Here is a 26,397-nt window from a genome sequence, read left to right on the forward strand (position 1 = left end):
ACGTCAGGAGTACGACTACAACCGTTCGGCAAGATCAGCGGGCGCAATGTAACGCATAGCTTTTCCTTTGCTGGCTTTACCCACCAATAGCAAGTCTCGCTTGGAGAGGTCGTTTAAATAGGTCCGTGCGGTATTCTCATTACATCCAAGGTTGTTTGCCACGGTTTTCACGGTGAATACCCGCCCCGGGTTCTTCACCGCTTCTTTTAGTATGTCCAGTTGCCCCCTTTTTAGAGCTTTGGCAACAGAGCTTTTTTCAACCCAATTCATGAACTCGAATATTTCTTTTTCTTTGCGCTCTATGTAGTCGCGTAGCGCATCAACGGCCTTCACCACAATATCGACCTGATGATATAGAAAGTACGTTAGGTCATTATCGTCAGTTTCGGTGTATAAAAACGCCCGATCATAGTCGGTACGTTTTTCCTGAATCAGTTTACTAATGGACACATACTCGAACAGCCAATAGCCCGACTTCAGCATAAACCAATAAAACAAAGCTCTTGCAGTACGTCCGTTGCCATCGCCAAACGGGTGAATATAGGCCACCATAAAGTGCAGAATAATAGCTTTGACTAAAGGATGAATGAAGTTATCCGAGTTAAGTTGTCCGTGCTCTTCATTGGCAAACTGACACAGCTTTTCCATGCGTTCCTGTAGGCTACTCGCTTTCGGCGGCACATGCGCTACGTCGTTATATTGGTCGCGTATATCAATATCGTCGCTCGTTCTGAACTCACCCGGAACCGCGTCATTATCGATAGCATTATGGGTCGCTATCTCATGTAACTCCAAAATAAGAGGAATGTTTAACTCATCACTCTTCAGACTGACCGCCCGCTTCATTAAACGGTAGTTATTGGCGATCATTTGTTCGGATTTGTTCTGTGGCTGACGCTCCGATTCAAGCATCTCTTTCGCAACTTTGCGCGTTGTCGACGCTCCTTCCAGTTGCGAAGACGTAATAGCCTCTTCCATCAATAAACTTTGGACTAAATAGGCATTCTTTTCCTGCTTTCCGAAGAAAGGATGATCGGAAACGCTTTGCGAACCTCCGGTCAGCTTATCAATATAATGGAGTTTTGCCTGTAAAGAGTCGGGGATACAGACTTTAAAACAAGGTCCATCATTAGTCAGGCACAACTCCGATAAATTCCGACTCACATTAGTTCTGGCAACTTTGGTTGCTAACCATGCGAGCTCTGCGTTATCGCCCTTGTTGACCCGCCACTTGAATTTGTCCCACGGTAAGTACTCACCTTTCGAGTTGGTGACACTATAAGTTTTCATTGCTTTAAAAACCGCCTCAGGTGGAAATTCTGAAAATAGTTTTTCCATAGAAGGTGGTACTCGAACCCTTGCCATTACTGTTATCCAAAGCGAACAATTGAATTTAAATATAGTAAAAAAACAAAGAAAACACAAATTTTAAAATTTACGTTTTAATATACTCCATAGATAAGTCGGCATTAGTGATAGGATCGACATGTCAGGCTACCACTCAACAACAACGGGTTGTTCGAGGTAGGGGTTGTGGTGTGCGCGCAGGCTTTCTTTGGCTGCTTCTTCGGAGTTTAGTCCGTGGTCGATGCTGCCGTCGTTGTAGCGCAGGGCGAAGGGCTGGTTAAACGGCCGCGAGCGCACGCAGTCATAAAAGGCTTTCAGGGTATGACAGGTTGTCGCTGTCATTTTGCTGTTACTGGTGTTGTCACTGGACATAGTTCACCTCGCGCGTTCAGTCGATGCAGATTGATCCACTGTTGTTCAAAAAGTTCGTTAAAAGCGGCAGCCTTTGCCAGCGCCCGCTGAATGGTGGCTTCATCGGCTTCGACGATAACCTGCAGCCGCATAGGCCGGTGCACAAAGTCGCTACCGTTATGTACTGACTGCCAGGCCAGCCCCTGGCGCAAGTCACCACCGTTGCCTTCAAAAACACCAATGTCGTTGGCTACTCGGTTATGCAGCAACTTATTGCCGCTACCCAGTTGTTTGGGTTCGGTTACTGAGCAGTAGTACTGCCAGTTTATCCAGTTAGCGACCAGCCCCGGAGCGCTCATGAGCTGAGCCAGCAGTTCACCATTTGGGTCATTTTTACTGTTGTAGTCGTGCAGAAAGTTACTGCCGATGGTATCAGCCGAGGTTAGCCGATCAGCCTGTCCGAAAAATAAGACGTTGTTGTCAGCCAGCCCCCATTCCGGGCGTAGTTCAGCCCAATGGCCGGAACGTGTTTTACGGTCTTTTTCTGACTCGCCGCAGGCCTGGGTTAGCTTTTCTGTTGCTGCGCGGAACACTTGTTTGACGCTGTCCGGAACAGTATTGGACAGCCAGATAACCTTATCGGTTACGGTTTCATGCATAGCGGAATGGAACTGAGTAGCGTCGGGAATAGCAACGCCCTGCTCGCGCAATTGTTCACGAATATCCTGGTTGTTAAGCAGCCGCACTAATACCCGGGCACTTAACGCACCGGTTTGACCACCGCAGGCGCCGCAGTTAAGTCCTGCTCGTTGAGCATTGTTGCTGTGATGCGAGCCATGCCCGACCAGCACAATATGCCTCGCGAAGCGAGTAAACTGCATTCCCGCCAGAGCCTGCTGGCAAATACTCACCAACGATTCCATTGACGCCTCGCCGTTATGCTCACAAATGCTGCCGTCAGCAATGTACGCATTATTAGCTGTAGCCAGTTGTCCGGGCACTCCGGTGAGTAAGGACTTCAGTTTACTTAAGCCCAGTGCTTCAACGCCGCTGAACATGGAGACCGGCGCATTGAACATATTGCTTAATAAGGAACCAACCGATTGCTTACGCGCTGGTGCTTTAATGTAGTACGCCGGTTGCAGTAACCCCGGTACATGAGGAACATTGCGACCTTTACGCTGAATGGCCAGCGGCACCCCAAAGAACCCGGCAAAGCCTTTGCTTTGTACTAAGCTGCCCAGGCTTTTCCCAGCCTGTTCCAGCGCACGACGATAACGCTCTGAGCGCACATCAATACAGAACACCGCCTGCACGTCCGGCGCGTTACTCTCTTCTACTGTGTCGGGTTTAAACTGCAAAGTGTTTAGCTGCGAGCGTTCGTAAACCGCCTGCCATTGCCACAATAAGCTGTTGTGCTGCTCAATATGAGCCACCTGCCCTTCACAATTTTCAACTTGCGCGCTTAAAGCCTGCTGCAGCTGCTGATAAACCTTAGTATTGGTGCGCTCGGCCAGCTGCCACAGAATGTATTCCCAGGCCAGACGAATGCACAGCAGTTCGAATACCCACTGGCTGTCCTGACGAGCGTCCTGATAGGAAAATGCCGCGGCCCAACCCCATAAGTCACTGATAAGCGCCTGGCTGTAACAGCGTAGAGCGTAATCTGACGCGTCACTTAAAAAGTTGTCATGGCACACTTGAATAAGCTTGTGTGGGTCATCCGGCAATTGTGCGAACAACTCGGTGAGTTCAGCCTCGTCCATTAAGGTTTCAATGCCGCGATCGGCACGCGAAATAGTCAGCCAATGCTGATACAACGAGCTGTCTTTACCGGCCTGCTGAAAGCGGGTTGGAAACTGCATGAATAAGCCACAGGTTTGGCTAATTTGCAGCACCACCTCGTCGTTCCAGCGCATTTTGCGGCGGCGCCGCGTGTATTTGTCCACCAACTGGCTGAGGTTACGCCACTGCGGCAGTTGCGCTTTTAGCAGGGACCGCTGCTCCAGCTCGTTTACCATTTTGTTGGTGACCAGCGCTGCGTCTATTCGGTTTTGCTGCCATTGTTGCCAGTAAAAGTCCGGGCTCATGAGCAAACGTGTACCGGCGCTGTAACGCCAGTGCGCGGCAACCCCGGCCACCGGCTGCTGGCGGTAATGCCAGAAGGGGTTAACCGCTATCCACTGAGACAACGGCCATTGTGGCGCAATGGCTTTACTCACCTGCCCGGCAATAGTCGCTAAACGATTCGCTGCGCTCATGAGTGTTTCTCCTGCTGAATGCGACCCTGCCGCTGGTAATAGTGAATGGGGTGACTGGGCCAGAGCCACAGCACCAGCCGCGTTAACCATTCGTCTAGATACAACCCGGCGTTTAAGGTAATGAACCAGCGCTGGCTAAGCCGGTGCGACGGCGTGTGATGCACCAGCCAGTAGGTAAAGGCGAAGGCGTTAAACATAAGGGTTACAGCAGGCTCCAGCCAGACGTTACTGAATGGTGGCTGCGGCTCAATAATCTGATGCGCCAACGCACCCAGCAAAAGGTAAACTACGACAGTTAACGCCGACACCGCAATTCGCAGAAGCTTCTGATGCAGGTTCATCCATAAGGTAGTTAGCGCCATGGCGAGTAACGCCGACGGAAGCCATTTAGGGTTACCGAGAAACCACCAGCAGGCAGCGGCAATAATGCCCTGAAACACCATAAAGACAACGCCAATACGCCACAACGACCGGGCCTGAGGCTGCTTTATTATTGCGACCTCGCTTACCGACAAAAACGCATGGGCTTTATAAACCGAGTGCGCCACCAGGTGCAGTAGGGCTAAGTCGTAATAACCTAAGCCAATTTCCAGCAGCATAAGCCCCATTTGCGCGCTGGTAGACCAGGCTAAGCGCACTTTTATGCTAATGCGGGTGGCCATAATAAGAGCGGCAAAGCAGCACGACGCTGCCGACACCAGACACAGCAGCCACACGGCCGGCGCGCTGTTACTCCATAGCGGTACGGTTGCCAGCAGTAAAAAGCCGCCAAGGTTAATAATACCGGCATGCAACAAAGCTGAGACCGGGGTCGGTGCTTCAACCACCTGGATAAGCCAGCCATGCAAGGGTAGCTGGGCGCATTTAATGAGAGCCGCCATAATCAGGCACAACGCGGCAATGTGCTGAGAAAGGTGCGTGGGGGCAGTGCCGAACTGCTGCAAAACCGTGTCCAGCTGCAGACTGCCGGTGGTTAAGTACATAATAATAAACGCCGTGCCCAAAAAGGTTTCGGAGCAGCGTGCCAGAATGAATTTTTTGTGCGCAGCCAGTACGGCGCGGTCGCGTTCGGGGTAGAACATAAGCAGGCTGTGCAACTGCAGGCTTATTGCCATCCAGGCGGCGAAAAAGACAATAAGGTTATTGCTGACAATAAGAATGAAGACCGCTATAAGGCAGCCAACCAGCTTGGTGACGAATGAGCGGCGGCGCGGATCCAGCCGGAAATTTCTGAAGGCGTAACGCGTAACGACCCATGCTAATACTGCAACCAGCACCAGTAAAACCGGTCGTATGCCCGATAGTGTCAACCATTCCGCCATGAATGCGCCTCGTGTGTCTTGTTTGGAGCAATTATGGGTGCTGGCTTGATGTTAAGTAAAATAGATATAAACTATAAATTCATTCGTTTTAAGTGAACGGTTGGTGAGCCCGATGAATTATAAGCACCTTTATTACTTTTGGCACGTGGCAGAAAACGGGCATTTAACCCAAACCGCGCAGAAGCTTCATGTGTCGCAGTCGGCGTTGTCGGCGCAAATAAAACAATTGGAAGAGTGGCTGGGTACGCCATTGTTTGAGCGCACAGGTCGTAAGTTAGTGCTGACTCAGGCCGGGTACATTGCGCGCCAGTATGCCGACCGAATTTTTCACGAAGGTGAGAACCTGGTTAACCAGCTAAAGCAAGGTATGGACGGCAGTGATTTGGTTGTGCGCATTGGTCATGCCTCGACCATGTCGCGTAACTTTGTGGAAGCTTTTATTCACGAGCTGGTGCATCAGCAGGACGTTCAGTACCGGCTGCATTCAATGACGCCGGACCAGTTATTTAATGAGCTGGCGGATCATCAAATTGATATTGCGCTGGCCAATACCAGTGTGCGCGGCAGCGACAAGCAACTGTGGCAGAGCCGCTTACTGGCGCGGCAGCCGGTGTCTGTTATTGGGCCTCCGGGTCGTGACATTGAGCAATTAACCGATGTGGCTTTGACCAATAATAACTGGGTGTTGCCGCCGGAAAATATGCCGTTGCGTGCGGCTTTCGATATGCTCAGTGCGGAGTACAACTGGCAACCGCGAGTGCTGGCCGAGGCCGACGATATGGCAATGTTGCGCCTGTTAGCCAGGGATACCGGCGCGCTGGCAGTTATTCCGGACGTTGTGGTGCGGGACGAGCTGACCAGCGGGCAGTTGAAGCGCTATTTAACCCTGCCTAATGTATTCGAGCATTTTTACGCCATAACCCTGAAGCGCCCATTCGAACACCCCATGGTCGCCAAGCTGCTGCAGCGGTTTGTTTAATGTTACGTGAACTACACCCACCGAATGGGCTGACGCCCGTGTTGCTGTAAATAATCGTTGGTTTTGCGGAAATGGTTGGCGTCGAAGAACCCGCGATGTGCTGACAGCGGCGATGGATGCGGCGCGGTCAGTATGCAATGTTTGTTGCCGTCAATAAGCGGTATTTTCTTCTGCGCGTGCGAGCCCCAGAGCAAAAACACCACATGATCGGTTGCGTCCGACACCTTGCTGATAACGGTATCGGTAAAAGTTTCCCAGCCCCAACTGGCGTGACTGTGCGCATTACCCTGCTCTACCGTAAGTACGGTATTCAGCAACAACACACCCTGCTCGGCCCAGCTGGTTAAATCACCATGCTGCGGTAAGACAGTATCGGGGTAGTCTATGGCTATGGCTTTAAACATGTTGCGCAGCGACGGCGGAAACTTAACGCCTTCGGGTACTGAAAAGCTCAAACCATGCGCCTGACCGGGCCCGTGATATGGGTCCTGTCCCAGAATAACCACTTTAATATTTTCCGGGTCGGTGAGCTTAAGCGCATTGAACACGTCTTCTTTGGGCGGATACACTACGGTTTCCTGCCGCGCCTGCTCTACCCGCTGCCACAGCTGCTGAAAATAAGGCTTCTGCTTTTCTTCGGCTAAAAGAGTGCTCCAGGGCATGGTCTTATTCCTTTGTTTTGTGTCAGGCTACAATTAATTACGTTTCATAACCATTAGGGTTTTGGCGTTGCCACCGCCACGCGTCTCTCACCATATCTTCCAGGCTGTGTTGTGCCGTCCAGTTTAGTTCTTGCTGAATTTTCGCGGTATCTGCCCAGAATGCCGCTAAGTCACCCTGTCTTCTCGTTTCAAAGGTAAAAGGTACTGACACATTATTCGCCTTCTCGAAGGCCTTAACCATGTTCAGCACCGACACTGGCTGACCGGTTCCTAAATTGTAGGTATGTACTCCCGAGTGCTGCGCACATTTCTCAGCAGCCACCTGGTGGCCTCTAGCTAAATCGACTACATGAAGATAATCACGCTCGCAGGTACCATCCTCGGTCGGGTAGTCGTTTCCAAAAATGGATAACTTGTCTCTTCGCCCTATGGCTACCTGTGTGATAAAAGGCAACAAATTATTAGGAATACCTTTTGGGTCTTCACCAATGAGTCCACTGGGGTGCGCGCCAATAGGATTAAAATAGCGAAGTAAGCTGACCGACCAGTCCGGGTCTGCATGAGCTAAGTCGGTGAGTATACGCTCCACTATGGCTTTGCTCTCCCCATAAGGGTTGGACGTACTGCCTCGCGTCATAGATTCAACATAAGGCACAGGCGCTTCAGCGCCATAAACCGTTGCTGATGAACTAAAAATGATGCTTTTCACTCCAGACTTATGCATCGCCGAACATAAAGACAAAGTTCCGTTTACATTCGTATCGTAGTACTCCAGAGGCATGTTCACGCTCTCGGCTACGGCTTTTAGTCCGGCAAAATGGATAACGCTATCGATGTCGTGAGTTGCTAAAATTTCCGCTACTTTAACGGTATCGCGCACATCGCCCTGAATAAAGGTCAGCGGCTTGCCCGTAATTTCCTGCACTCGCCTCAGACTCTGCTCAGAGCTGTTAACTAAGTTATCCAGCACAACCACCTGGTGCCCTGCAGTGAGTAATTCAGCCACGGTATGAGAACCAATATAACCCGCGCCTCCGGTGACTAAAATTTGTGACATAACAGTCCAGACTTGATAAACATTGCCTTCCATTTTAGCTAATTCTTTACAGGATAACGACCCAATTCTGCTACAATTGCCACAGATAAAACACTAAAGGCTTTGTATGAAAGTAATGCATTTTGTCACCGGAGGCTTCTCCGGTGGCGCAACCCAAGTCGCTCTATCTTTGGTAAAAGCTGGCCAGGAGCAGAGTGATATTGAGAACGTATTGATTCTACGTCGCAAGGCGCATATGCCAAAAGCTCGCGTTGAGCAGTTGAAGCAAGACGGACTGAAAATCGAAACCGTAAACAGCTGGACGCATATCACAACAATTTTTGCACTTGTACATTTATGCCGTAAGCACAAACCAGATATTTTTGTCGCCCATGGATTCAGTGAGCACTTATGGGGGCGAGTTGCTGCTGTGCTTGCACGTGTGCCTAGAATTGTTCATGTTGAGCACAATACACGGGAGCGTTATAACCGCTTTCGTCTGGCTCTTTCCTCATTTTTAAACCGCTATACCGATGCCATTGTGGGGTGTTCTGAAGGTGTTAAACAAGTTTTACTGGAGCGAGGTTATTTGCCTCAAAAATGTTATGCAATAAGCAACGGTATTCAGTTAGCCCCGTTTGAAAAGACTCCCGCGGCGTGGGAAGTCCGGAAACGTCAAATTGTCATGGTATCGCGCATTGCAAAACAGAAAGATCATGCCACCCTGATTAGAGCAATGTCCAAGCTAAAAGAACGTGGCATTGACGTGCCATTGAAGATAATTGGTAAAGGAAAAAACAAAAATCTTTTGCCATTGAAACGCTTAGTTAGTCAGTGTGGACTATCGGACAATATTGAATTTATGGGGTACCGCTCCGATGTACCTGAGCTGTTAATGCAAAGTCAGATTTTCGTGCAATGCACTCATTATGAAGGTATGCCTTTAACTTTAATAGAAGCCATGGCGGCAGGTTGTGCCGTGATTGGCAGCGAAGTTCCGGGCGTAAAAGAAGTGATAGAACCTGAGCGTACCGGATTGCTCCACGGCCATGAAAATGATGAAGAACTGGCTAACGCTATTGAGCTCATACTAAGCAAGCCGGATTTAGCCAAAGATATGTCGGCCAATGCTCGCAATGTCGCTTTTGAGAAATTCAGTACCGAGATCATGCATGACAATTACCATCAATTATTCAGAGATTTAACTCATAATGAAGTTTAATATTTTTCTAATTAACCTTGACCGCTCAACTGAAAGGTTACAGCGAGCTTCTGATCAAATTGAAAAGACTGGGTTCACGTTTGAACGTGTCCCTGCGGTGGATGGCGCAACCCTTACCGATGAAAAAATAGCCGAGGTGTTCGACGCAGAAACGGCAAAGCGGCGGTTTCAGTACGATTTAACTGCTGGCGAAATTGGTTGTTATTTGAGTCATATAAAATGCTGGGAAAAAATAATCGATGACAATTTAGACTATGCCGTTATTCTGGAAGACGACTTGCTATTAGACCGCCAGTTTGCGTCAGTTATTTCAACTATCCCTCAACTTAAAAGCGACTGGCATTATTTAAAACTGTCTTGCCCTTTTAAACCGAGACCCTATAAAGCCACTGAGACCGTAATGGGCGATGATAACTTAGATGTGTCATTAGTTAACTACAAAAAGAGCCCGACAGGAACCGTCGCTCAGGTCGTAAGTCGCGAAGGCGCGAAGCGTTTGCTGGCTAAAAAGCCGCCATTCTTCCGACCCATTGATATTGATTTACAATGGTCCTGGGAGGTCGGTATTACAATTCAGGGGCTTGTTCCGTATGTTGCTGATGTATCAGACGAGCCTAGCGAAATACAACGCATAGCTAAGCGTAAAGAATTAAAGCAGCGCCCGTTTAATAAGCTAAAAGAAACCGTTCGCTTTAAATTGAAACGTTAACTTCAACTTTTAATTTAAAAATTTTATGACTTTAAATAAAGTTAAACAAAGGGAAGCCGCAATGCTAGCGACAATAAATACCTTATGGATAGGGAAACTGACACGGTTAGAGAAGGTATGTCTTTCTTCTTTTCTTTTTCACGGCCATCAGGTCAATGTGTATTCATACCAGGATCTAGAGGGGCTTCCAGAAGGAATTAAGCAAAAAGACGCTAATGAGATAATTCCTGAGTCTGAGATATTTTATTATGGCCGCTCTGCTAGAAAAGGGCGTGGCAGTGTTGCAGGTTTCGCGAATAGGTTTCGCTATGAATTGTTAAAGAATAGTGCTAACAGTTACTGGGTAGATACTGATGTTTTAGCACTGAAACCCTTTTCTCTAAACGCTGAATTAGATTTCGGCTGGGAAAGTAATAAGCTTATCAATAATGCGGTTATTGGCACTAAAAGCCCTAACCATGAATTATTCAACACATTAAGTAACGCCTGTGAATCGCCGTTCAAGATTCAACCATGGGATAATGTAAAAGTTAAATATAAAAAAGTTATGGCTAAACTTCACAAGAACAGCACCGAGTTTATGCCCTGGGGGCTCACCGGCCCTAAGGCTTTAACAGGTGCGGTAAAGGAGCTTAAACTTCAGCACCTTACTAGCCCTTACTACACTTACTATCCGGTTAGCTATGCCAACGCTTCCTTAATTTTTGAGAGTTCAAAACAATTGGTTATTCCAGATGAAGCTAAGAGTATTCATCTCTGGAATGAGGTATTAAGAAGAAATGGCATAGATAAAGACAATAAATTTAAAAGCGATTCAATTTATGAGGAATGGGCAACTAAGTTAGGTTACTAACCTTAGCTGCCTTTTGCTATGTTGAAATACCAGCGACAAGCTAACAAAACCCTCAGGGTAAATAGAATCTAACGGCTATCCCTGGCCGTTAGATTACTCTGGTTATTCGTCCCGATATTTTTCAAACCAATGCAGAATGTAAGCCACTTTATTCATCAGGTTACTGGGCCGCGCGTAAATACCGTGGCCTGAGTCCTGAATGCGAACCATAGCGGTGTCCACACCTTTCAATTTCAGTGCCTGATAGTACTGCTCGGTTTCTGACATAGGCGTGCGGTAGTCGTTTTCACCGGTCAGCAGCATGGTTGGCGTAGTCACATTGCCGACATAGCTGATAGGCGAATACTTCATGTAATGTTCCATATTCTCCCATGGCAGACCGGGGAACCAGTACTGATAGAAAAAGTTGTACATATCGGCGGTAAGCACAAAGCTGTACCAGTTAATAACCGGCTTAGCCACAACCGCCGCTTTGAAGCGGTCGGTATGTCCGACTATCCAGGCGGTTAGCACGCCGCCGCCACTACCACCAGTAACGTAAAGCTCGTCTTGATCAATAAAGCCTTTGTCGATAACCGCGTCTACGCCGTCCATTAAGTCGTTGTAGTCGTGGCTGGGGTAGTTGTGGTGAATTTCATTGGCAAAGTCCGAACCATAACTGGTACTGCCCCGCGGGTTGGTATAAAGCACCACGTAACCTGCCGCCGCAAACAACTGAATTTCAGCCGCAAAGCGAGGACCATAGTTAGTGTGCGGACCACCGTGAATTTCCAGCATTAATGGGTAATCTTTGTCTTTATCGAAACCCGGTGGGTAGGCTATCCAGCCCTGCAGGTCGATGCCGTCAACACTCGATTTATAGTTAATTTCTTCTACTTTAGCTAACTGCTTGTGCGCCAGTGCGTCTTCGTTTAAACGGGTTAGCTGCTGTACGTCGCCGTCGTTCCACAGTGCCAGCTCCGCCGGACGCATTGGGTTAGAGATGGTGAACGCTATGCGGTCGTTTTTGGCTACGCTGAAGTCACCTCCGCCATATGGCCGGGCATAAGACAGACCGCCGACTCTGTTGGTCAGTTGGGTATGATCTCCGTCTAAGTCGGTGCGCGCCAGCTGTCCGACCCCATTGTTGTCGTAGGTAAAGTAAACACCTTCGCTGTCGCGGTCCCATTCAAACCCGGTAACACTGCGGTCTAAGTCTCCTGTCAGCAGTTCGACGTCGGAACCGTCTAAGTCCATTACATACAAATTAGAGGCCTGAAAGCTCATTTTGGTGTCGTCATAACCGGTAAAAGCAATTTTTTCACCGTTTGGAGAGACTTTTGGCGAACCGTCAGGGCCGTCACGCTCGGTGATTGCAGTAATTTCTTTGGAGCTTAGAGTTAGACGATAAATTTCGCTGTTAACTGGCTGACGGAATGCGTCATCACGGCGGTTAGCTGAAAAGAAAATATGCTTACTGTCCGGCGACCACGAGAGTTGCCCACCGTGATTAAATTCTTCGTCTGTTAGCTGGCGCGGAGAGCCACCGGTTGCCGGAATCACATAGATTTGCTGGTGCCCGTCTTTGGCATAACCACCGCCGTCATAACGGTAGTTGCCTTTATCGATATACTTAGGCGCAGCAGTCCAGTCGGCACCTTCGGGTTTGCCCGGTAAGCTGACCGGAGCCGGTTGTGACTTGGGTGTAAACATGGAAAACGCAATTTGGCTGCCATCGGGTGACCAGCTTAAGCCAGATGGCGCTTGTGTTAGCTGAGTAACTGCCGCGCTGTCACCGGAATCGACCCAGTAAATATGCACTTGCGGAGAGCCGGTTTCGGTTGATACGTACGCCAGGCGGTCGCCACTGGGTGACCAGACCGGCTGGCTTTCACTGCCCTGACTGCCGGTTAACGGGCGAATATCACCGTCTGGCAGGCTGGCCCATAAACGCCCCACTTTGCGGTCGTTGTTTATGTCCATAGACTGACGAACAAATACTGTCCATTCGCCGCTGGGGTGAATAGTCGGTGATGATGCGTATTCCAGCGTGAAGATGTCTTCTAACTGGAGTTTTTCCTGGGCTGCGGCTGTACCTGAAAGCATCAGCGCCGCCGCTGTTATTATCCATTTTTTCATTGTTGTTCTCCCGGAAAATGTAACCTGCCGTGATGTAGCCTGACATTTATGTCAGGTGAGATATTGTTCCTGACATAAATGTCAGGCTACATAATAAAAAAACCGCCTCAGTAGAGACGGTTTTATCGTGATTCACGGTGTGAATCAATGTATTAGAACGCGTATGAGAAGCTAACTGACGCATAATCGCGGTCAGAAAGCGGATCGAGTTCTTCATCAGAATACATGGTGTAACCTAAGCTAACCTTGTAGGTTGACAGGTAGTCGGCTACCAAATTCAAACCTAATGACTTACGACCTTCAATAAAGTTACTGTTAGTTGAGTAGCCGTTTACGTCATGGTTAAACTGAATAGTTGGGTTTAAACCCCAGCCCTGCCAAACGTTTGAGTATTCAAACTGGAAACGGGTGCGGTAACCCCAAGCCGTTGATGTTGCGAAACCTTCGCAGTTTCCAACCTGGCTTTGGAATTGTTGAGCAACACCACTAAGGCCAGCTTGTTCCGCTGCTCCAATTAGCGGACTCATATCTGCTTGAGTTAAACACTTGCCATACAATGGAAGACGACCATAACGTTGTTCCTGTAGCCCAGGCATGTCGTGAACGTTATTCATCGCCACTTCGCCCACGAAAGTCATGCGATCAGAACCCCACAGACGGTCAACGAAACGCACAAAGCTTAACTGGGTTTGGCTAACATCTAAGCGGTCATAACCATGAGCTAAACCGTCACCGCCAAACGCGGTGTTATTAAAGCGGTTTGAAAAAGTACTTGGCACATTTGGACGCAGACCTGTCGTTAAAATTTCGGTGGTGTTAATTTGCACAGGCACGCCATCTCTGTAGCTGTACTCACCTGAAACCGACCACAAGCCTAAGTTAGTACTAAAGCTAAAGCCATAAACTTCGGTGTCCTCAGGGTACTCGAGTACTAACCGGGGGCCATCAATAGGGTAGCCATTAGGAGAAGACCAGGTGAAACCAAGATCCAGAGGCGATACGCCTTGCTGACTAGCTCGAGGATCTTCTATCCAGTTATAAGCCGAAATAATAGGCGTGTTGTTATGCAGGTTAAGATAATAAACGCCGAACTCAGCGCCAAGATCTAACGAATAATAACGAAGGTTTGCACCCCACTGACCACTGTCAGAAGCTTCCAAAGTGGGGTTGCTGCCAATATAAGCACCAGCTTGTACCGATTCGAAATCACTCAGAGCACTGCTAGGGTCGCCCTGAACTAAAGTTGGGTTAAGCGTAACCTTGCCGCAACCCGGGCCACCAATAATATCAACACTCGAGAAGTACGTACCACAACCATCGAGTTTGGTGTTATCCCACTCATACTGGTAAAACGCTTCTAAGTTAAGCGAGTCGGTTAGACCAATGCTAGTACTGAACATTCCTACGGGTAGCAAGGCTTCTTTAACTTCAGCGCCCGGACGACGAGCAGCGTTAACATCTAACGGGTTAATGTCGTTGATGCCATTAAAAATAAAAGAGCTTTCACCCCAGCTTAATACCTGGCGGCCCAAACGAACGTTAGTTGGCATGCCACCTAAGTCAAAGTTAGCGTAAACGAAGGCATCCAATAGTTCGACACCTTTACCTTGTGAGTAATCGTCAAAAATATCGTCATTTAATTTGGTATCAGGATAATAATTGTTACCCGCGTGACCATGCGGCATATTTTCTTCTGAAACCACATGATCGTACCAATAGTTGAAACGAATAAAGGCACCATGACTGCCGCCATCAATGCTTAAATCGTGTACGCCTTTGAATACCGACGAGACTAAGTCACCTTTATCGAAGTTAAGGTTACCGTCGTCGCCGACACTAGAACCTGCCGTTCCGCCAGCCATGTTACCCGGATGAATCAGATGGTTAGCCTGATCTTCCATACGCCACGCTGCGCCGTAAGACAGAATAGAATCGAATTTAATTTCATAATCGCCGACTTCAAAGTCAGCTGCCTGGCCTGATGCTGCAAAGCTCAGTGCAATGGCCGTAGCCAGAGGAAGTTTTTTTAGCATAGTTGTTCTTCTTTTCATTGTGAGCCACCTAATCTTTTTAACTTGTTTGGCGGTTATGTCTGAATCATGTCCGATGAGTTAAAAATATGCAAGTATATGAACACGAAAATATAACAAGTTGTTAGAAAAAGTGCGGGGAAATGTCGCTACTGACGGCTAAAACTGCGCGTCAGTAGCGATTTTAACAGCTCTATAGGCGTTAGATTTTGCTGTTTAATTCCGGTAGTACGTCGAATAAGTCGGCAACTAACCCGTAGTCTGCGACCTGAAAGATAGGTGCTTCTTCGTCTTTGTTGATGGCAACAATGACTTTAGAGTCCTTCATACCGGCCAGATGCTGGATAGCACCACTAATGCCTACCGCAATATAAAGCTGCGGTGCAACAATTTTACCGGTTTGACCAACCTGCATGTCGTTAGGTACGAAACCCGCGTCTACTGCGGCACGTGATGCACCGACTGCAGCGCCCAGTTTGTCAGCTACGTCTTCCAGCAGGTGGAAGTTTTCGCCATTTTGCATACCACGACCACCAGAAATAACGATTTCTGCTGAAGTCAGGTCAGGACGTTCTGATTCTGCCAGTTGTTCTTCAACAAACTCCGATTTGTCGTTGTTAAATACGGAGTCGATGTTTTCGACGTCGCCGCTACCACCTTCTTCTGCGACTGCGTCGAACGCTGTTGCACGAACGGTAATGACTTTGATTTTGTCTTCTGACTGCACAGTGGCAATAGCGTTACCCGCATAGATAGGACGCTTAAAGGTGTCGTCGCTTTCTACCGAGATAATGTCAGACACCTGCGCTACGTCTAATAATGCAGCAACGCGCGGCATGAAGTTTTTGCCGGTAGTTGTGGCCGGAGCCAGAATGTGACTGTAGTTTTTACCTAAGTCGGCTACCAGTTCGCTGATGTTTTCCGCCAACTGATGCTCGTAAGCTTCATTGTCTGCCAGGAAGACCTTCTTCACACCGTCTGCTTTTGCTACGTTTTCAGCAACGGTTGAGCACCCTTTGCCGGCAACCAGTACCTCGATGTCGCCACCGATTTTCTGTGCAGCGGCTAACGTTTTCAGGGTTGATGGATCAACCGCGTTATTGTCGTGTTCTGCTACCACTAAGATGCTCATAATACTTTCGCCTCGTTTTTCAGTTTGTCGACCAGCTCATCTACGTCAGCTACTTTCACACCGGCACTACGTTCAGCAGGCGTTTCAACTTTCAGCAGCTTAATAGTGCGCTTAACTTCCACACCCAGTTCGTCCGGATTTGTGGTTTCCAGCGGCTTACGCTTGGCTTTCATAATGTTTGGCAACGACGCGTAACGCGGTTCATTCAGGCGCAGGTCAGTGGTGACAACCGCTGGCAGATTCAGCTTAACGGTTTGCAGGCCGCCGTCGATTTCACGAGTGACATTAACAAAACCGTCGCCCACTTCCACTTTAGACGCGAAGGTGCCCTGTGGCATACCGGTTAAAGCGCCCAGCATCTGGCCGGTCTGGTTGTTGTCTGAGTCGATAGACTGTTTGCCCAGAATAACCATGTCCGGACCTTCTTTCTCTACGACGCCTTTTAAGATTTTGGCGGCAGATAAAGAGTCTGGCATGTCGTCGGTTTCAACCTGAATGGCACGGTCTGCGCCCAAGGCTAAAGCAGTGCGAAGTTGTTCCTGCACGGCTTTAGGGCCAATAGAAACAACCACCACTTCGTCTGCAGTGCCCGCTTCTTTCAGGCGCACGGCTTCTTCTACCGCAATTTCACAGAATGGGTTAAGTGCCATTTTGACGTTAGCCAAATCGACATCGGACTGATCTGGTTTAACACGCACCTTGACGTTGTAGTCAATGACGCGCTTAACCGCGACAAGTATCTTCATGTTGCCTTCCTTTTTCTGGAATGTTCTGAATGTTGGTTTTTATTATGTTGCCATTATCCTAGACTGGCGTCGATCTCACAAGTTATGGGAGAATAAAACTCTATTTCCGTAAGGGAGAGTTTACATGGCCAGCTGGGAACAGCTTTTTCGTCACTTAGTTCAACAAGCTAAAAGTCTACCAGAATACCCGCCGGAATGTCGTGATGACGATCATCTGGTGGGTGGCTGCGAGGCGAAGGTGTGGCTGTGGCTGGATACCTCTGATGTGGAGGCAGTAGTGATTCGTTTTGATTCGGAGTCACGCATTGTGCGCGGCTTACTGGCGCTTTTGCAACAACGGCTGGACGGATGCCCTGTAGCGGAAATAGCGGCCTTTGATATTGACGCCTTTTACCGAGCCGAAGGCCTGGACAACGCGCTCAGCCCCTCGCGCAGCAACGGCCTGTACCAGGTAGCCAAAACCTTGAAGCTGCGGGTTATTGAGGCGTGAGAGAGCGCTGAGGTTATAGGAACTACTGCGGAGGACGCCCGTGAATACATCCCTGTAGGGCTTGGGCAGCGCCATCCTTGGCGCTGCACACCTCCGCAGTAGCTCCCATAACCGTCGGGCGCGCTCACGATACCTTCAATGTACGGCGCTTTAACCGGGCGGATGCCGGAACCAGGCCAACTTTTAGTCCAAAAGGCTTAAACAGTCTATTAATTACATCACTAGAATAATTACCCAAGTCATTTTCCACTTCCGAAACGGTCTTTCGGGAAGTTTTCGTGAGCTCGGCATAGTCGCTTTGATTCATTGCAGTAATTTTTTTCCTGAACTCCTGCAACGCTTGTCCCTGGCTTATTTCACCCTGTAATAGCTGTAGCGCAATGCGCTCAATAAGAGCTTCTCGCTCTTCGCCGCTAAGCCGGTTATTCTTGCTCATAGCAGCCCCCAGCGTTTCAGTTTTTCTGGAATATTTGCCAGTCCTACTTTGGGCATGGTCATAATACTTCCTGGAACGCCCCGCTTTCTTAACCTACCTTCCAAACCAATAAGTTGCTCAGCGGTTTTATGCAAACCATCGAGCAATTGCTCCGGTTTAATCAAGTCTGAAAGCTCTTCACAAATCGCGCTAAAATTATATTCGCCGCCGCTTTCCATTGGCTCTCCCCAAACGGTCGATCTTGGCACTCCATCGGGGTCTGCTCGCATTGGAGCAAAATCATAAATTGGAGTGAGCTTTATTCCGCTTTCATCTCTGAAAAATGCCGTGTTGCGACCGTGATTATCCGAATTCCCAAAAGCGATATTCAATAGATCCCGCCGTACCCATTCGGTTACAAACGCCTCTACATTAAAATAAGCTCCCTGCTCTTTCACCATGTATGAGTTTTCAATTTTGCTGACTAACTCACGTATTACATCGGCATGACGAAGACGTACACCGGGCGCTCGCTTTAATATTGAGTAGACAGACTCCATAGCCTTACGAGTAACGACGCCATTAACAACTTCAACGTCGAAACGCGGAAGCCAAAGTGACGGAAAGTTATCTCCTTCTTCAAGCCTCATCTGTTCGGTTGCGATGGCGCTAACTCCCATTTCCTCAAGCTCGCAATAAAAGTGATATTCCGCGCGCAGGATATCGCAGTCAATTTGCTTTCGTTGACCTCGGGGAAACTTCACCAGATAAAATGCGTCCTGAGTATTGGTACCGTCTTGAAATGTATCTATCCAAACCTCGTCATTATTATTGCATCGCAGCAATAATTTTGGCGCTTCCCCGCCCGCGCCGGTTGCTCCCCCGGCAATGGCCCCCCGCTGTTGAGCATATTCTAGAAAGCTCGCGTTTCTCTCTACAACGTCGCTGACAGTAAACTGGGGAGGTTTTATAGCTTCGTTCTGGTTTTCGACAGCTTCTTTTATTCTCAAATGTCCAACAGGCGCAATCGCTGCTTTTTCCAGTAATATCAGATTTTGTTCGCTTAGTGGCGAATTGGATATTTCAATCTGATCTACCCAAAACCGTCGTGCCGCACCACTTGGGATAATATCGTCAAGAAAACGAAGCCAACCGGGTTGATCGTCGTCATCAAAGTAAAGCTGAACTGGATGGTTTAAGGAAACAGCATGGTGGTCATCCTGCTCCAGGTGCTCAATAGCGTAGTCCGTTTTATACTGCACTTGTACATCGGGCTCATTCTGCCCGGCTCGTTCAGTAAAAGTTAACATGGCTATGTCCTGCCATTGGCTTTGCAGGTAAGCCTGGATCGTAAGGCTGTTCATAACACACCTAAATTGAGTGATATTACACTCAAAATAGACAAAAAAATCTATTTTTGCAACCTATATCACGCAAAAGATTATTTTTTGGATGTCAATCGCTTCAATAATGTAGCGGTGGCTTGCATGGCGAAGCTGCAGGTGACTACCATGGCGGCGCCAAAGCCGGAGCTGCAGTCCATGCGCATGGTGCCGGAGCCCGGTTTTTGCAGCGTGACTTCGCCTTCGTGTTCACCGGAAATTATTGGATAGCGCAACTGCTCTTCGGAATAGACACAGTCAACGCCCCATTTACGTTTGGGGTTCTTGGAAAAGCCGTAGTCGCGGCGCAGTTGTGAGCGCACCTTAGCCAACAACGGGTCTTGTTTGGCTTTGGCAAGGTCACCGACGCGGATCATACCAGGGTCTATCTGCCCACCCGCTCCGCCGCACACCACTATGCGCAGCTTGCGACGCTTACACCAGGCCACTAAAGCCGACTTAGTATTAACGCTGTCTATGGCATCGAGCACGGCATCGGCGCCGGTTAAGTATTCTTCAAAGTTTTCCGGCAGCAAATAGTCGTCAATTAACCGCACTTCGCAGTTAGGATTAATGCTTTTCACCCGCTGCGCCAATACTTCGCTTTTAAGCTGGCCTATGGTGTTATCCGTTGCCGGTAGCTGGCGGTTAATATTAGTGACACACACGTCATCCAGGTCTATAAGCGTTAGCTTACCAATACCTGTACGCGCCAGAGCTTCCACCGCCCATGAGCCAACGCCGCCAAGCCCGGCGACCACAATATGTAACTGCTGAAACTGCGTTAACGACGCTTGTCCGTATACACGGCTTACGCCGCCAAAACGTTGATCAGGTACTTCTTCACTCATGGCTGGGTTGTTCACTCACATCGTAAATAATAATGCCCACCTGGTGCACTTCACCACGCGGGTTCTTCAGCGGAATTAAGGTGACATTCTGGTACATCCATTCACTCTGCCCGCTTATTGGGCGGCTGTGGCGAAAACGAAAGACGTAAGGACGTTGTTGCCAGGTAATAAACACCCGCGAATTTAACTGCCGCACCCGGTCAATTTTACGCTGAAACCAAGCCTCTTCGATACCCGGACAGCAGCGAAATAAGTTTTTATCGCGTACTTCACTAGGCCGCAGGCCACTGTGATTCTGCATAAACTCGTTCCACATCTGAATGTTGTTGTCGTTATCAATAACCACAATACCGACATCAATGGCGCCCAGAATGCTCAGTTTACTGTGCAGTTCGTCCATATCGTCTATCATTCGTCGTCTCCCTGAAGCCAATGAGCCAGCTGCTGGTCAAGAATTTTCACCGCATCGGCCGGAAATAACAGCAGTAAGTCGAAAGCCAGTTTGTGCTCCGGTAACTGATAACCTATTTCTATTGCCAGAATTTTCTGCCAGCGATGTTCGCCGTGTTTAATCAATTCCCGCATTGACTGATGTTCGCCTAACAGCACCGGCTGCGAAGCTGCAAATTCCACATGCAGTTGCTGGCCTAAGCCGTTTAAACACGCCGAGGACAAAATGGACGCGACGTCCATTAACGACTCAATGCGTTGTTGCTTAATTGAGCCGCTTTCACCAAGCTTAGCGCCCAACAACTTGCCAATATCGTCAATAGAGGCGTCATTAAACAGCGTTAGCGCTTCGCCAAGAATACCGCTGCCGGAAAACCCCTGACTTACCGCGGCCACCTGCTTGTTGGTGTCGATAGACTCTATGGCCATGTGCAGCTCGGAAGGGGCGATAAAATTGACATTAGGTACAGGCAGTTCAATAAAGGTATCCAGCACCCGGGCTAAGTGATCACCTGCTTGCCCCATGGCAACGTTCGATACTTCCCGGTAAACATCCAGCGGATTCGCCGGCGTTTGTGGTGTTTCATCGGCCAGTTTAAGCTGACCCGCGGCCGGTTGGTACAAACCAAATTGCTGCAACAGAGTTTGTATGTCTTCTGGCTTCATTGGCTTTTTCACAAAAGCCATAGCCCCCAGCGCCTGCACACGCTTTTGAGCTTCGGGCTGAATGTCACCGGACACGACAATAACCAAAGTTTCTAATTGCTCTTCTTTTATAGCCTGCAGAGTTTCGTAGCCGTCTTTTACCGGCATGTTTAAGTCCAGAAACAGCACTTCGGCGCGACCTTCGCGCACGCATGCCAGCGCCTGCTCGCCGTGTTCCGCCTGGTGAACCTCAGCATCCCAGTCATCTGGCAGCGTGCGTAGTAGCTGCTTACGCGCCATTTTGGAATCATCGCACAGAGTGACTTTTAACGTCATAGATTCAGGCTCCCGGCCATTGTTGAATGCTTTTATTCTAGCGCACACAGTAGCCTGATGCTATTGCATCAGGTACGATATAAAACATTACGCACAACACAATTTATTTAAAAAATGAAGCAATACTTACAACTGTGTCAACGCATTGTCGACGAAGGGGTCTGGGTTAAAAATGAACGTACAGGCATTAATTGTCTAACGGTTATAAACGCCGACTTAGAGTACGACGTTGCCAACAACCAATTCCCGCTAATTACTACCCGGAAAAGCTATTACAAGTCGGCTATTGCTGAACTTTTAGGCTATTTACGTGGCTACGATAGCGCCGCTCAATTCCGCGATATTGGCTGCAAAACCTGGGACGCCAATGCCAACGAAAACCAGGCATGGCTGAATAATGCGAATCGCAAAGGCGAAGACGACATGGGCCGCGTTTACGGTGTGCAGGGGCGCTCATGGCAAAAGCCGGATGGCAGCCACTTAGACCAGCTGGAAAAGGTCATTAATAACCTGTCGAAAGGCATTGATGACCGTGGGGAAATTGTTACTTTCTATAACCCTGGTGAATTTGAACTGGGTTGTTTGCGTCCGTGCATGCATACCCACAACTTTTCGCTGTTAGGCGACACGCTTTACCTAACCTCTTACCAACGCAGCTGTGACGTGCCACTGGGACTCAACTTTAACCAAATTCAGTGCTTTGCTCTTTTAGCTTTGGTGGCACAAATTACTGGTCACAAGCCGGGCAAGGCCTACCACAAGATAGTGAACGCTCACATTTATGAGAACCAGCTGGAACTCATGCGTGATGTACAGCTGAAGCGCGAACCTTTCCCGTCGCCTAAGTTGCACATAAATCCAGAAATTAAGTCTCTTGAAGATATTGAAACCTGGGTCAGCAAAGATGATTTCACCGTCAGCGGCTACGAGTGCCACGAGCCTATTAAATACCCATTTGCGGTGTAGCGCTGACGTTTAAGGGCTAAAGGCTGATAAACGGCTGTTGGGGCGCATGTAAGCGTTACGAGTGTTGAGGGGCTCTATGCCAGAGTGTCGAAGGCCATGGATGGCCTTCGTCAAGCGTTCATGGATGAACTTGCAGCGTCTCTGGCATAGAGCCCCTTAACGCTCAAGCGAAACATGTGACCCAACAGCCGCTTCCCGCGACCCCCATTTTAAGCGGCGCGCTTTGCACGTACCATGAGAATAATACCCAGAATAATCATTGGCAGGGTCAGCCATTGGCCCATGGACATGCCGAGTGATAATAAACCTAAGTGTGCATCGGGCTCCCGGAAGAACTCAACTATGAAACGAGCCACGCCGTAGCCTAACAGAAACAACCCGCTAACCGCACCAACGCCTCGGGGTTTGCGCTGGAACCACAGAATAACAGCGAACAACAGCAGGCCTTCTAACAAAGCTTCGTATAACTGTGACGGATGGCGTGGCACCGGCCCGCCACTGGGAAAATACATAGCCCAGGGCACTTCTGCCGCACGCCCCCAAAGCTCGCCGTTAATAAAGTTACCAATGCGTCCGAAAAATAACCCCATAGGCACTAACGGAGCAACAAAGTCGCCTACTTGCAAAAACGAGCGCTGTTTTTTTCGGGCATACAGATACATAGCGGCAATAACACCCAGCAAACCGCCGTGGAATGACATACCGCCTTCGTGAATGTAGAACAGGTACAACGGGTTATCGATAAAGTAGTCAAAGTGATAGAACAGGGTATAACCAATACGACCACCGAGAATAACGCCAATAAAACCCCAGAACATCAGGTCGCTGAACTCTTCTTTGCTCCAGTTAGGGTCTGTTTTGGTCTGGCGCATGCCCCAAAAATAAGCGAAGGCAAAAGCCGCTATATAGGCAAGGCCATACCAACGAATGTCCAAAGGTCCCCAAATATGAAAAAGAACAGGATCAATGGCGGGAAATTGCCAATAGTCATTAGACGGCACTGCTTGTACTCCCTGCTTTATGGTTAATTAAAAATAAGTTGTATGGCGACCAGAATTAAAAACGCCGCAAAAACACGCTGTAACTGTTTGACTGGTAATTTGTGCGCCAGTTTAGCACCCAGTGGGGCGAATAGCACCGATGCAACGGAAATCCCTAACCAGGCAGGCACATTAATTAGACCTAAAGCACCGGTTTCCCTACCCGACAACCAGCCATTTAAAATGAACATTACGACCGAACTACAACCAATAACAAAACTGCCGAGCGAGGAAATAGCGATAGCCTGGCGCACCGGTAAGCGCATACGGCTTAAAAATGGCACGGTCAGCGCACCACCGCCAATGCCAACCAGGCCCGATATGGTCCCGATAATATAACTGCCCAGAGCCACTAACCGTTTAGAAACTGAAGTTAACGGTTCGCCAGTTTTCTGCGGAAGTACCATGCGGGCAGCCAGGGCTATTAACACAATTGAGAAAATGATTTTTAACCAGTCCGGATCAACAACAGTGACCAGAAAAGCGCCCGTCATTGCGCCAACCGATAACCCTGGCAATACCCTAATTAGCCAGAATTTCTCCATCAAACCATGTTTAGCATGCGCACGTGATGCACTGGCTGTGGTCATACAAATGGTTGCCAGACTGGTGGCGATAGCACTGGGGACAACCAGCTCCGGCGGCACGCCAATAATAGGCAGTAAATAAATGAGTAGTGGCACAATAACCAGACCACCGCCAATACCCAGCAAGCCGGCTAATAAACCCGCCACTGCTCCGCCGCCAATACACCAAATCCAGGTGGTGAGTAACATGCTTATTTCCCTGCTCTGACAAAACCACCGAGTCCGATGCTTTCCATCTTCTCGGCAATCATTTTGCGAATTTGATCGGGGTTACGTGCCTGCAAAGCTTTAGCCAGCATCACGTTTAACGTGCTGGAACGCACATTACGCAGTATCCAGCGCACCCGGTCGACGTTATAACTGTTCATACTGAGCTGTCGATAACCCATAGCCACCAGCAGTAAAGCACCGCCCGGATCACCGGCTAACTCGCCACAGACACTAACGGGCTTACCAATTTCTTCGCAGCGCCGGGCGATTTCATCCAGGCTGGCTAATACTGCCGGGTGGTAGGCGTCATAAAGGCTGGCAACGCGGCGGTTATTCCTGTCCACCGCCAGCAAATACTGTGTCAGGTCATTACTGCCGACCGAGAAAAAATCGACTTTGCTGGCCATAGCCGGCAACTGATAAATAGCGGCGGGCACTTCTATCATCACGCCCAGCTGCGGCTGAAACAGGTTAACACCCACTTCACAGCCCTGCTCTTCGGCTACCTCAAAATACGCTTGTTTGATAAGCCGTGACGCTTCGTCAACTTCGCTGGTGCTGGTTATCATGGGCAGCAAAATACGCAAATTGCTTTTGCCAATACTGGCTCGCAACATAGCGCGAATTTGAATCAGGAAAATTTCCGGATGGTCCAGAGTTAACCTTATACCGCGCCACCCCAGAAATGGGTTGTCTTCTTTTAACGGAAAATAGGGTAGCGGCTTGTCTCCGCCAACATCCAGCGTACGCATAACCACTGGCTGATCAGGAAACTGATCCAGCACTTCCTGATACATTTCGGTTTGTTCGTCTTCTGTGGGCAATTGGTCGCGCATCATGAAAGGTATTTCTGAGCGATACAGACCCACGCCGTCTATGTTCAGCGTTTTCAGGTAGTCGTGAGTAACATCCAGCCCAAGGTTCAGGTGCAGGCTTATGCGCTGGCCATCCTGCGTTTCTGCAGGCAAATGACTATGCTCAGTAACAATGTCACGCAGTTCTTGTTCTTCTTCGGCTAACTGATGAAACTGAGTTAATACTTGCGCTGGCGGGTCCACATAAATTTCGCCAGTGTAGCCATCCACTGCCAGCAAGCGGTCGGAGAAGAAGTGCAGCTCGATGTCGTCGACACCCAGCACCGCAGGAATGTTCATGCTGCGCGCCATAATAGCGGCATGCGAGTTACTCGAACCATTTAACGAAATGATACCGGCAATTTGGTCACGCGGCAGCTCGGCCAACATTGAAGCAGTGACTTCGTCCGCTATCAAAATGAAGTTGTCCGGCAAGGGCTTGCGTTTACGCTGACGGTTTTGTAAGTGCAACAGCACCCGCTGACCTATGTCACGCACATCGGTGGCGCGTTCTTGCAGATAAGAGTCTTCTAATGCCTCAAACTGAGCAACAAACTGCTCGACCACGTATTTTAATGCGGTTTGCGCGCGCCAGCCTTCTTTAATCATGTTTTCGACGGCGTCGCCCATACTGGCCGCGTCCAGCATGCCCTGGTACACATCGAAAATTGCCAGCGTATCATCCGGCACCTGCCCCGCCATGCGCCTGGACAGTTCTTTTAAGTCGGCTCGGGTACGTGCAACCGCCTGACGGAACTTGCGAATTTCGTGAATGGGTTTGTCGGAACGCCGTGGAGTCACTTCATCTATACGCGCTTCTGGTCGCGACACATAAGCCTCACCCACCGCCACGCCGGGCGAGCCGGGCAAGCCCCTTAAGCTGTGTATCCAGGGTGAGTGCTCACTAACCAGCAAACCTTTGGCATCGGCATGCGCTATAACTGCCGCCAACTGCGCTGCCAAAGTAACAATAAAAGCTTCTTCTTCACGACTAAAACTGCGCGCCACACTTTGATGCACCACCACTATACCCAGCACTTTGCGGCGGTGGATAATAGGAGCGGCTAGTAAGCCCTTATAAATATTCTCGTTGGTGTCGCTGAGTTTTTTGTTGGCGGGATGCATACTGGCATCGGCAATGTTTAGCGGCTCTTCTCGTTGTGCCGCTAAACTGATAATACCTTCGCCAAAGTCGACCCGGACGGGTTTTCCGTCTTCGGCACGCAAGCCGTCACTGGCCGCCATAACAAACTGACGCTGGTCGTTGTCGGCCAAAAACACACTGCAACTGTCGGTTTCTAAGGCTTCGCGCACCTGACTCACCATGGTAGTTAATGCCATGTTGAAATCAGGCGCTTTATTGACGCCCTGGACTATCCTTTGCAATGTAACCAACATCATAT

At 49.1% G+C, this 26,397-nt stretch carries 24 protein-coding genes; 6 read left to right on the forward strand and 18 right to left on the reverse strand.

The features are described 5' to 3' along the window. Positions 1–15 precede the first annotated feature (15 nt). The 4 genes from RJ32_RS01465 to RJ32_RS01480 all read right to left on the reverse strand — a co-directional run bounded on the left by RJ32_RS01465 (position 16) and on the right by RJ32_RS01480 (position 5,281). Positions 16–1,290, reverse strand: coding sequence for a Fic family protein (locus RJ32_RS01465; RefSeq protein ID WP_235598892.1), 1,275 nt, complete (start codon positions 1,288–1,290; stop codon positions 16–18). Positions 1,291–1,494: 204 nt separating this feature from the next. After that, the gene (locus tag RJ32_RS01470; protein ID WP_235598893.1) at positions 1,495–1,719 is read right to left on the reverse strand and encodes a hypothetical protein; all 225 of its coding nucleotides are present in this window, start codon (positions 1,717–1,719) and stop codon (positions 1,495–1,497) included. Continuing rightward, the gene (locus RJ32_RS01475) at positions 1,686–3,959 is read right to left on the reverse strand and encodes a putative inorganic carbon transporter subunit DabA (RefSeq protein ID WP_034818454.1); all 2,274 of its coding nucleotides are present in this window, start codon (positions 3,957–3,959) and stop codon (positions 1,686–1,688) included. Before RJ32_RS01475 ends, RJ32_RS01470 begins: the two co-directional genes overlap by 34 nt. Continuing rightward, positions 3,956–5,281, reverse strand: a complete 1,326-nt coding sequence (locus tag RJ32_RS01480; RefSeq protein ID WP_034818455.1) for an NADH-quinone oxidoreductase subunit L — start codon at positions 5,279–5,281, stop codon at positions 3,956–3,958. Before RJ32_RS01480 ends, RJ32_RS01475 begins: the two co-directional genes overlap by 4 nt. A 112-nt stretch (positions 5,282–5,393) precedes the next feature. Here RJ32_RS01480 and RJ32_RS01485 point away from each other — a divergent pair, with 112 nt between their 5' ends. Continuing rightward, entirely contained in the window at positions 5,394–6,260 is an 867-nt protein-coding gene (locus tag RJ32_RS01485; RefSeq protein WP_034818456.1) for a LysR family transcriptional regulator, read from the forward strand. An 11-nt stretch (positions 6,261–6,271) separates the two neighbouring features. On the opposite strand, the gene ung is transcribed toward RJ32_RS01485, so the two are convergent. Both ung and galE read right to left on the reverse strand, forming a co-directional pair. Further along, on the reverse strand, positions 6,272–6,922 hold the full coding sequence (gene ung, locus RJ32_RS01490; protein ID WP_011233781.1) for a uracil-DNA glycosylase: 651 nt from the start codon (positions 6,920–6,922) through the stop codon (positions 6,272–6,274). 37 nt (positions 6,923–6,959) lie between these two features. Beyond that, positions 6,960–8,012 carry a UDP-glucose 4-epimerase GalE gene (gene galE / locus RJ32_RS01495; RefSeq protein ID WP_235598894.1) on the reverse strand — a complete coding sequence of 351 codons (1,053 nt, stop codon included), beginning with the start codon at positions 8,010–8,012 and terminating at the stop codon, positions 6,960–6,962. Positions 8,013–8,085: 73 nt separating this feature from the next. Here galE and RJ32_RS01500 point away from each other — a divergent pair, with 73 nt between their 5' ends. The 3 genes from RJ32_RS01500 (at position 8,086) to RJ32_RS01510 (ending at position 10,742) form a co-directional block, all read left to right on the forward strand. Next, positions 8,086–9,180, forward strand: a complete 1,095-nt coding sequence (locus tag RJ32_RS01500; RefSeq protein ID WP_034818457.1) for a glycosyltransferase — start codon at positions 8,086–8,088, stop codon at positions 9,178–9,180. Continuing rightward, positions 9,170–9,889, forward strand: a complete 720-nt coding sequence (locus RJ32_RS01505) for a glycosyltransferase family 25 protein (RefSeq protein WP_034818458.1) — start codon at positions 9,170–9,172, stop codon at positions 9,887–9,889. The genes RJ32_RS01500 and RJ32_RS01505 overlap by 11 nt, the downstream gene beginning before the upstream one ends. Positions 9,890–9,950: 61 nt before the next feature. Further along, the gene (locus RJ32_RS01510; protein WP_051018708.1) at positions 9,951–10,742 is read left to right on the forward strand and encodes a hypothetical protein; all 792 of its coding nucleotides are present in this window, start codon (positions 9,951–9,953) and stop codon (positions 10,740–10,742) included. A gap of 102 nt (positions 10,743–10,844) precedes the next feature. Here RJ32_RS01510 and RJ32_RS01515 read toward each other — a convergent pair whose 3' ends face one another. The 4 genes from RJ32_RS01515 to RJ32_RS01530 all read right to left on the reverse strand — a co-directional run bounded on the left by RJ32_RS01515 (position 10,845) and on the right by RJ32_RS01530 (position 16,768). Continuing rightward, positions 10,845–12,860 (reverse strand): S9 family peptidase, encoded by a 2,016-nt coding sequence (locus RJ32_RS01515; RefSeq protein ID WP_034818460.1) that lies wholly within the window; start codon positions 12,858–12,860, stop codon positions 10,845–10,847. A 152-nt stretch (positions 12,861–13,012) separates the two neighbouring features. Beyond that, positions 13,013–14,911 (reverse strand): DUF1302 domain-containing protein, encoded by a 1,899-nt coding sequence (locus tag RJ32_RS01520; RefSeq protein ID WP_228757994.1) that lies wholly within the window; start codon positions 14,909–14,911, stop codon positions 13,013–13,015. A gap of 181 nt (positions 14,912–15,092) precedes the next feature. Then, the gene (locus RJ32_RS01525) at positions 15,093–16,022 is read right to left on the reverse strand and encodes an electron transfer flavoprotein subunit alpha/FixB family protein (protein ID WP_011233775.1); all 930 of its coding nucleotides are present in this window, start codon (positions 16,020–16,022) and stop codon (positions 15,093–15,095) included. Next, entirely contained in the window at positions 16,019–16,768 is a 750-nt protein-coding gene (locus RJ32_RS01530; RefSeq protein WP_034818465.1) for an electron transfer flavoprotein subunit beta/FixA family protein, read from the reverse strand. The genes RJ32_RS01525 and RJ32_RS01530 overlap by 4 nt, the downstream gene beginning before the upstream one ends. 124 nt (positions 16,769–16,892) lie before the next feature. Between RJ32_RS01530 and RJ32_RS01535 the strand changes: the two genes are divergently transcribed. After that, a complete protein-coding gene (locus RJ32_RS01535) occupies positions 16,893–17,258 on the forward strand; it encodes a SufE family protein (protein ID WP_034818467.1) in 366 nt (121 codons plus the stop codon). A gap of 124 nt (positions 17,259–17,382) precedes the next feature. Here the strand turns inward: RJ32_RS01535 and RJ32_RS01540 are convergent, their stop codons facing one another. The 5 genes from RJ32_RS01540 to RJ32_RS01560 all read right to left on the reverse strand — a co-directional run bounded on the left by RJ32_RS01540 (position 17,383) and on the right by RJ32_RS01560 (position 21,337). Further along, positions 17,383–17,694 carry a transcriptional regulator gene (locus RJ32_RS01540; RefSeq protein WP_051018709.1) on the reverse strand — a complete coding sequence of 104 codons (312 nt, stop codon included), beginning with the start codon at positions 17,692–17,694 and terminating at the stop codon, positions 17,383–17,385. After that, positions 17,691–19,037 carry a type II toxin-antitoxin system HipA family toxin gene (locus RJ32_RS01545; RefSeq protein WP_034818469.1) on the reverse strand — a complete coding sequence of 449 codons (1,347 nt, stop codon included), beginning with the start codon at positions 19,035–19,037 and terminating at the stop codon, positions 17,691–17,693. Before RJ32_RS01545 ends, RJ32_RS01540 begins: the two co-directional genes overlap by 4 nt. A gap of 77 nt (positions 19,038–19,114) precedes the next feature. Next, positions 19,115–19,906, reverse strand: a complete 792-nt coding sequence (gene tcdA / locus RJ32_RS01550; RefSeq protein ID WP_034818470.1) for a tRNA cyclic N6-threonylcarbamoyladenosine(37) synthase TcdA — start codon at positions 19,904–19,906, stop codon at positions 19,115–19,117. Next, the gene (locus RJ32_RS01555; RefSeq protein ID WP_011233771.1) at positions 19,899–20,318 is read right to left on the reverse strand and encodes a PAS domain-containing protein; all 420 of its coding nucleotides are present in this window, start codon (positions 20,316–20,318) and stop codon (positions 19,899–19,901) included. The genes tcdA and RJ32_RS01555 overlap by 8 nt, the downstream gene beginning before the upstream one ends. Then, positions 20,315–21,337: a response regulator gene (locus RJ32_RS01560; RefSeq protein WP_034818472.1), complete on the reverse strand. Its 1,023-nt coding sequence runs from the start codon at positions 21,335–21,337 to the stop codon at positions 20,315–20,317. The genes RJ32_RS01555 and RJ32_RS01560 overlap by 4 nt, the downstream gene beginning before the upstream one ends. Before the next feature lie 114 nt (positions 21,338–21,451). Here RJ32_RS01560 and RJ32_RS01565 point away from each other — a divergent pair, with 114 nt between their 5' ends. Then, positions 21,452–22,303, forward strand: coding sequence for a thymidylate synthase (locus RJ32_RS01565; RefSeq protein WP_034818473.1), 852 nt, complete (start codon positions 21,452–21,454; stop codon positions 22,301–22,303). A gap of 209 nt (positions 22,304–22,512) precedes the next feature. Here the strand turns inward: RJ32_RS01565 and lgt are convergent, their stop codons facing one another. From lgt to ptsP, 3 genes are read right to left on the reverse strand one after another with little or no spacing between them, the layout of a single operon-like run. Then, entirely contained in the window at positions 22,513–23,304 is a 792-nt protein-coding gene (gene lgt, locus RJ32_RS01570) for a prolipoprotein diacylglyceryl transferase (RefSeq protein WP_034818474.1), read from the reverse strand. Between the two features lie 23 nt (positions 23,305–23,327). Beyond that, the gene (locus RJ32_RS01575; RefSeq protein ID WP_011233765.1) at positions 23,328–24,119 is read right to left on the reverse strand and encodes a sulfite exporter TauE/SafE family protein; all 792 of its coding nucleotides are present in this window, start codon (positions 24,117–24,119) and stop codon (positions 23,328–23,330) included. A 2-nt stretch (positions 24,120–24,121) separates the two neighbouring features. Continuing rightward, the gene (ptsP, locus tag RJ32_RS01580; RefSeq protein ID WP_034818547.1) at positions 24,122–26,392 is read right to left on the reverse strand and encodes a phosphoenolpyruvate--protein phosphotransferase; all 2,271 of its coding nucleotides are present in this window, start codon (positions 26,390–26,392) and stop codon (positions 24,122–24,124) included. Positions 26,393–26,397 lie beyond the last annotated feature (5 nt).

The sequence above is a fragment of the Idiomarina sp. 28-8 genome (genome assembly GCF_000320945.2).
GTDB classification, from domain to species: domain Bacteria; phylum Pseudomonadota; class Gammaproteobacteria; order Enterobacterales; family Alteromonadaceae; genus Idiomarina; species Idiomarina loihiensis.

What these genes read in the sequence shown, in the direction of transcription:
- RJ32_RS01560 (WP_034818472.1), bottom strand. Translation starts at nt 21,337, where the DNA reads ATGACGTTAAAAGTCACTCTGTGCGATGATTCCAAAATGGCGCGTAAG.
- RJ32_RS01525 (WP_011233775.1), bottom strand. Translation starts at nt 16,022, where the DNA reads ATGAGCATCTTAGTGGTAGCAGAACACGACAATAACGCGGTTGATCCA.
- RJ32_RS01485 (WP_034818456.1), top strand. Translation starts at nt 5,394, where the DNA reads ATGAATTATAAGCACCTTTATTACTTTTGGCACGTGGCAGAAAACGGG.
- RJ32_RS01510 (WP_051018708.1), top strand. Translation starts at nt 9,951, where the DNA reads ATGCTAGCGACAATAAATACCTTATGGATAGGGAAACTGACACGGTTA.
- RJ32_RS01500 (WP_034818457.1), top strand. Translation starts at nt 8,086, where the DNA reads ATGAAAGTAATGCATTTTGTCACCGGAGGCTTCTCCGGTGGCGCAACC.
- RJ32_RS01540 (WP_051018709.1), bottom strand. Translation starts at nt 17,694, where the DNA reads ATGAGCAAGAATAACCGGCTTAGCGGCGAAGAGCGAGAAGCTCTTATT.
- RJ32_RS01530 (WP_034818465.1), bottom strand. Translation starts at nt 16,768, where the DNA reads ATGAAGATACTTGTCGCGGTTAAGCGCGTCATTGACTACAACGTCAAG.
- RJ32_RS01480 (WP_034818455.1), bottom strand. Translation starts at nt 5,281, where the DNA reads ATGGCGGAATGGTTGACACTATCGGGCATACGACCGGTTTTACTGGTG.
- galE (WP_235598894.1), bottom strand. Translation starts at nt 8,012, where the DNA reads ATGGAAGGCAATGTTTATCAAGTCTGGACTGTTATGTCACAAATTTTA.
- RJ32_RS01565 (WP_034818473.1), top strand. Translation starts at nt 21,452, where the DNA reads ATGAAGCAATACTTACAACTGTGTCAACGCATTGTCGACGAAGGGGTC.
- ptsP (WP_034818547.1), bottom strand. Translation starts at nt 26,392, where the DNA reads ATGTTGGTTACATTGCAAAGGATAGTCCAGGGCGTCAATAAAGCGCCT.
- RJ32_RS01465 (WP_235598892.1), bottom strand. Translation starts at nt 1,290, where the DNA reads ATGAAAACTTATAGTGTCACCAACTCGAAAGGTGAGTACTTACCGTGG.
- RJ32_RS01515 (WP_034818460.1), bottom strand. Translation starts at nt 12,860, where the DNA reads ATGAAAAAATGGATAATAACAGCGGCGGCGCTGATGCTTTCAGGTACA.
- RJ32_RS01575 (WP_011233765.1), bottom strand. Translation starts at nt 24,119, where the DNA reads ATGTTACTCACCACCTGGATTTGGTGTATTGGCGGCGGAGCAGTGGCG.
- RJ32_RS01505 (WP_034818458.1), top strand. Translation starts at nt 9,170, where the DNA reads ATGAAGTTTAATATTTTTCTAATTAACCTTGACCGCTCAACTGAAAGG.
- RJ32_RS01535 (WP_034818467.1), top strand. Translation starts at nt 16,893, where the DNA reads ATGGCCAGCTGGGAACAGCTTTTTCGTCACTTAGTTCAACAAGCTAAA.
- RJ32_RS01545 (WP_034818469.1), bottom strand. Translation starts at nt 19,037, where the DNA reads ATGAACAGCCTTACGATCCAGGCTTACCTGCAAAGCCAATGGCAGGAC.
- RJ32_RS01470 (WP_235598893.1), bottom strand. Translation starts at nt 1,719, where the DNA reads ATGTCCAGTGACAACACCAGTAACAGCAAAATGACAGCGACAACCTGT.
- RJ32_RS01555 (WP_011233771.1), bottom strand. Translation starts at nt 20,318, where the DNA reads ATGATAGACGATATGGACGAACTGCACAGTAAACTGAGCATTCTGGGC.
- tcdA (WP_034818470.1), bottom strand. Translation starts at nt 19,906, where the DNA reads ATGAGTGAAGAAGTACCTGATCAACGTTTTGGCGGCGTAAGCCGTGTA.
- ung (WP_011233781.1), bottom strand. Translation starts at nt 6,922, where the DNA reads ATGCCCTGGAGCACTCTTTTAGCCGAAGAAAAGCAGAAGCCTTATTTT.
- RJ32_RS01520 (WP_228757994.1), bottom strand. Translation starts at nt 14,911, where the DNA reads ATGAAAAGAAGAACAACTATGCTAAAAAAACTTCCTCTGGCTACGGCC.
- RJ32_RS01475 (WP_034818454.1), bottom strand. Translation starts at nt 3,959, where the DNA reads ATGAGCGCAGCGAATCGTTTAGCGACTATTGCCGGGCAGGTGAGTAAA.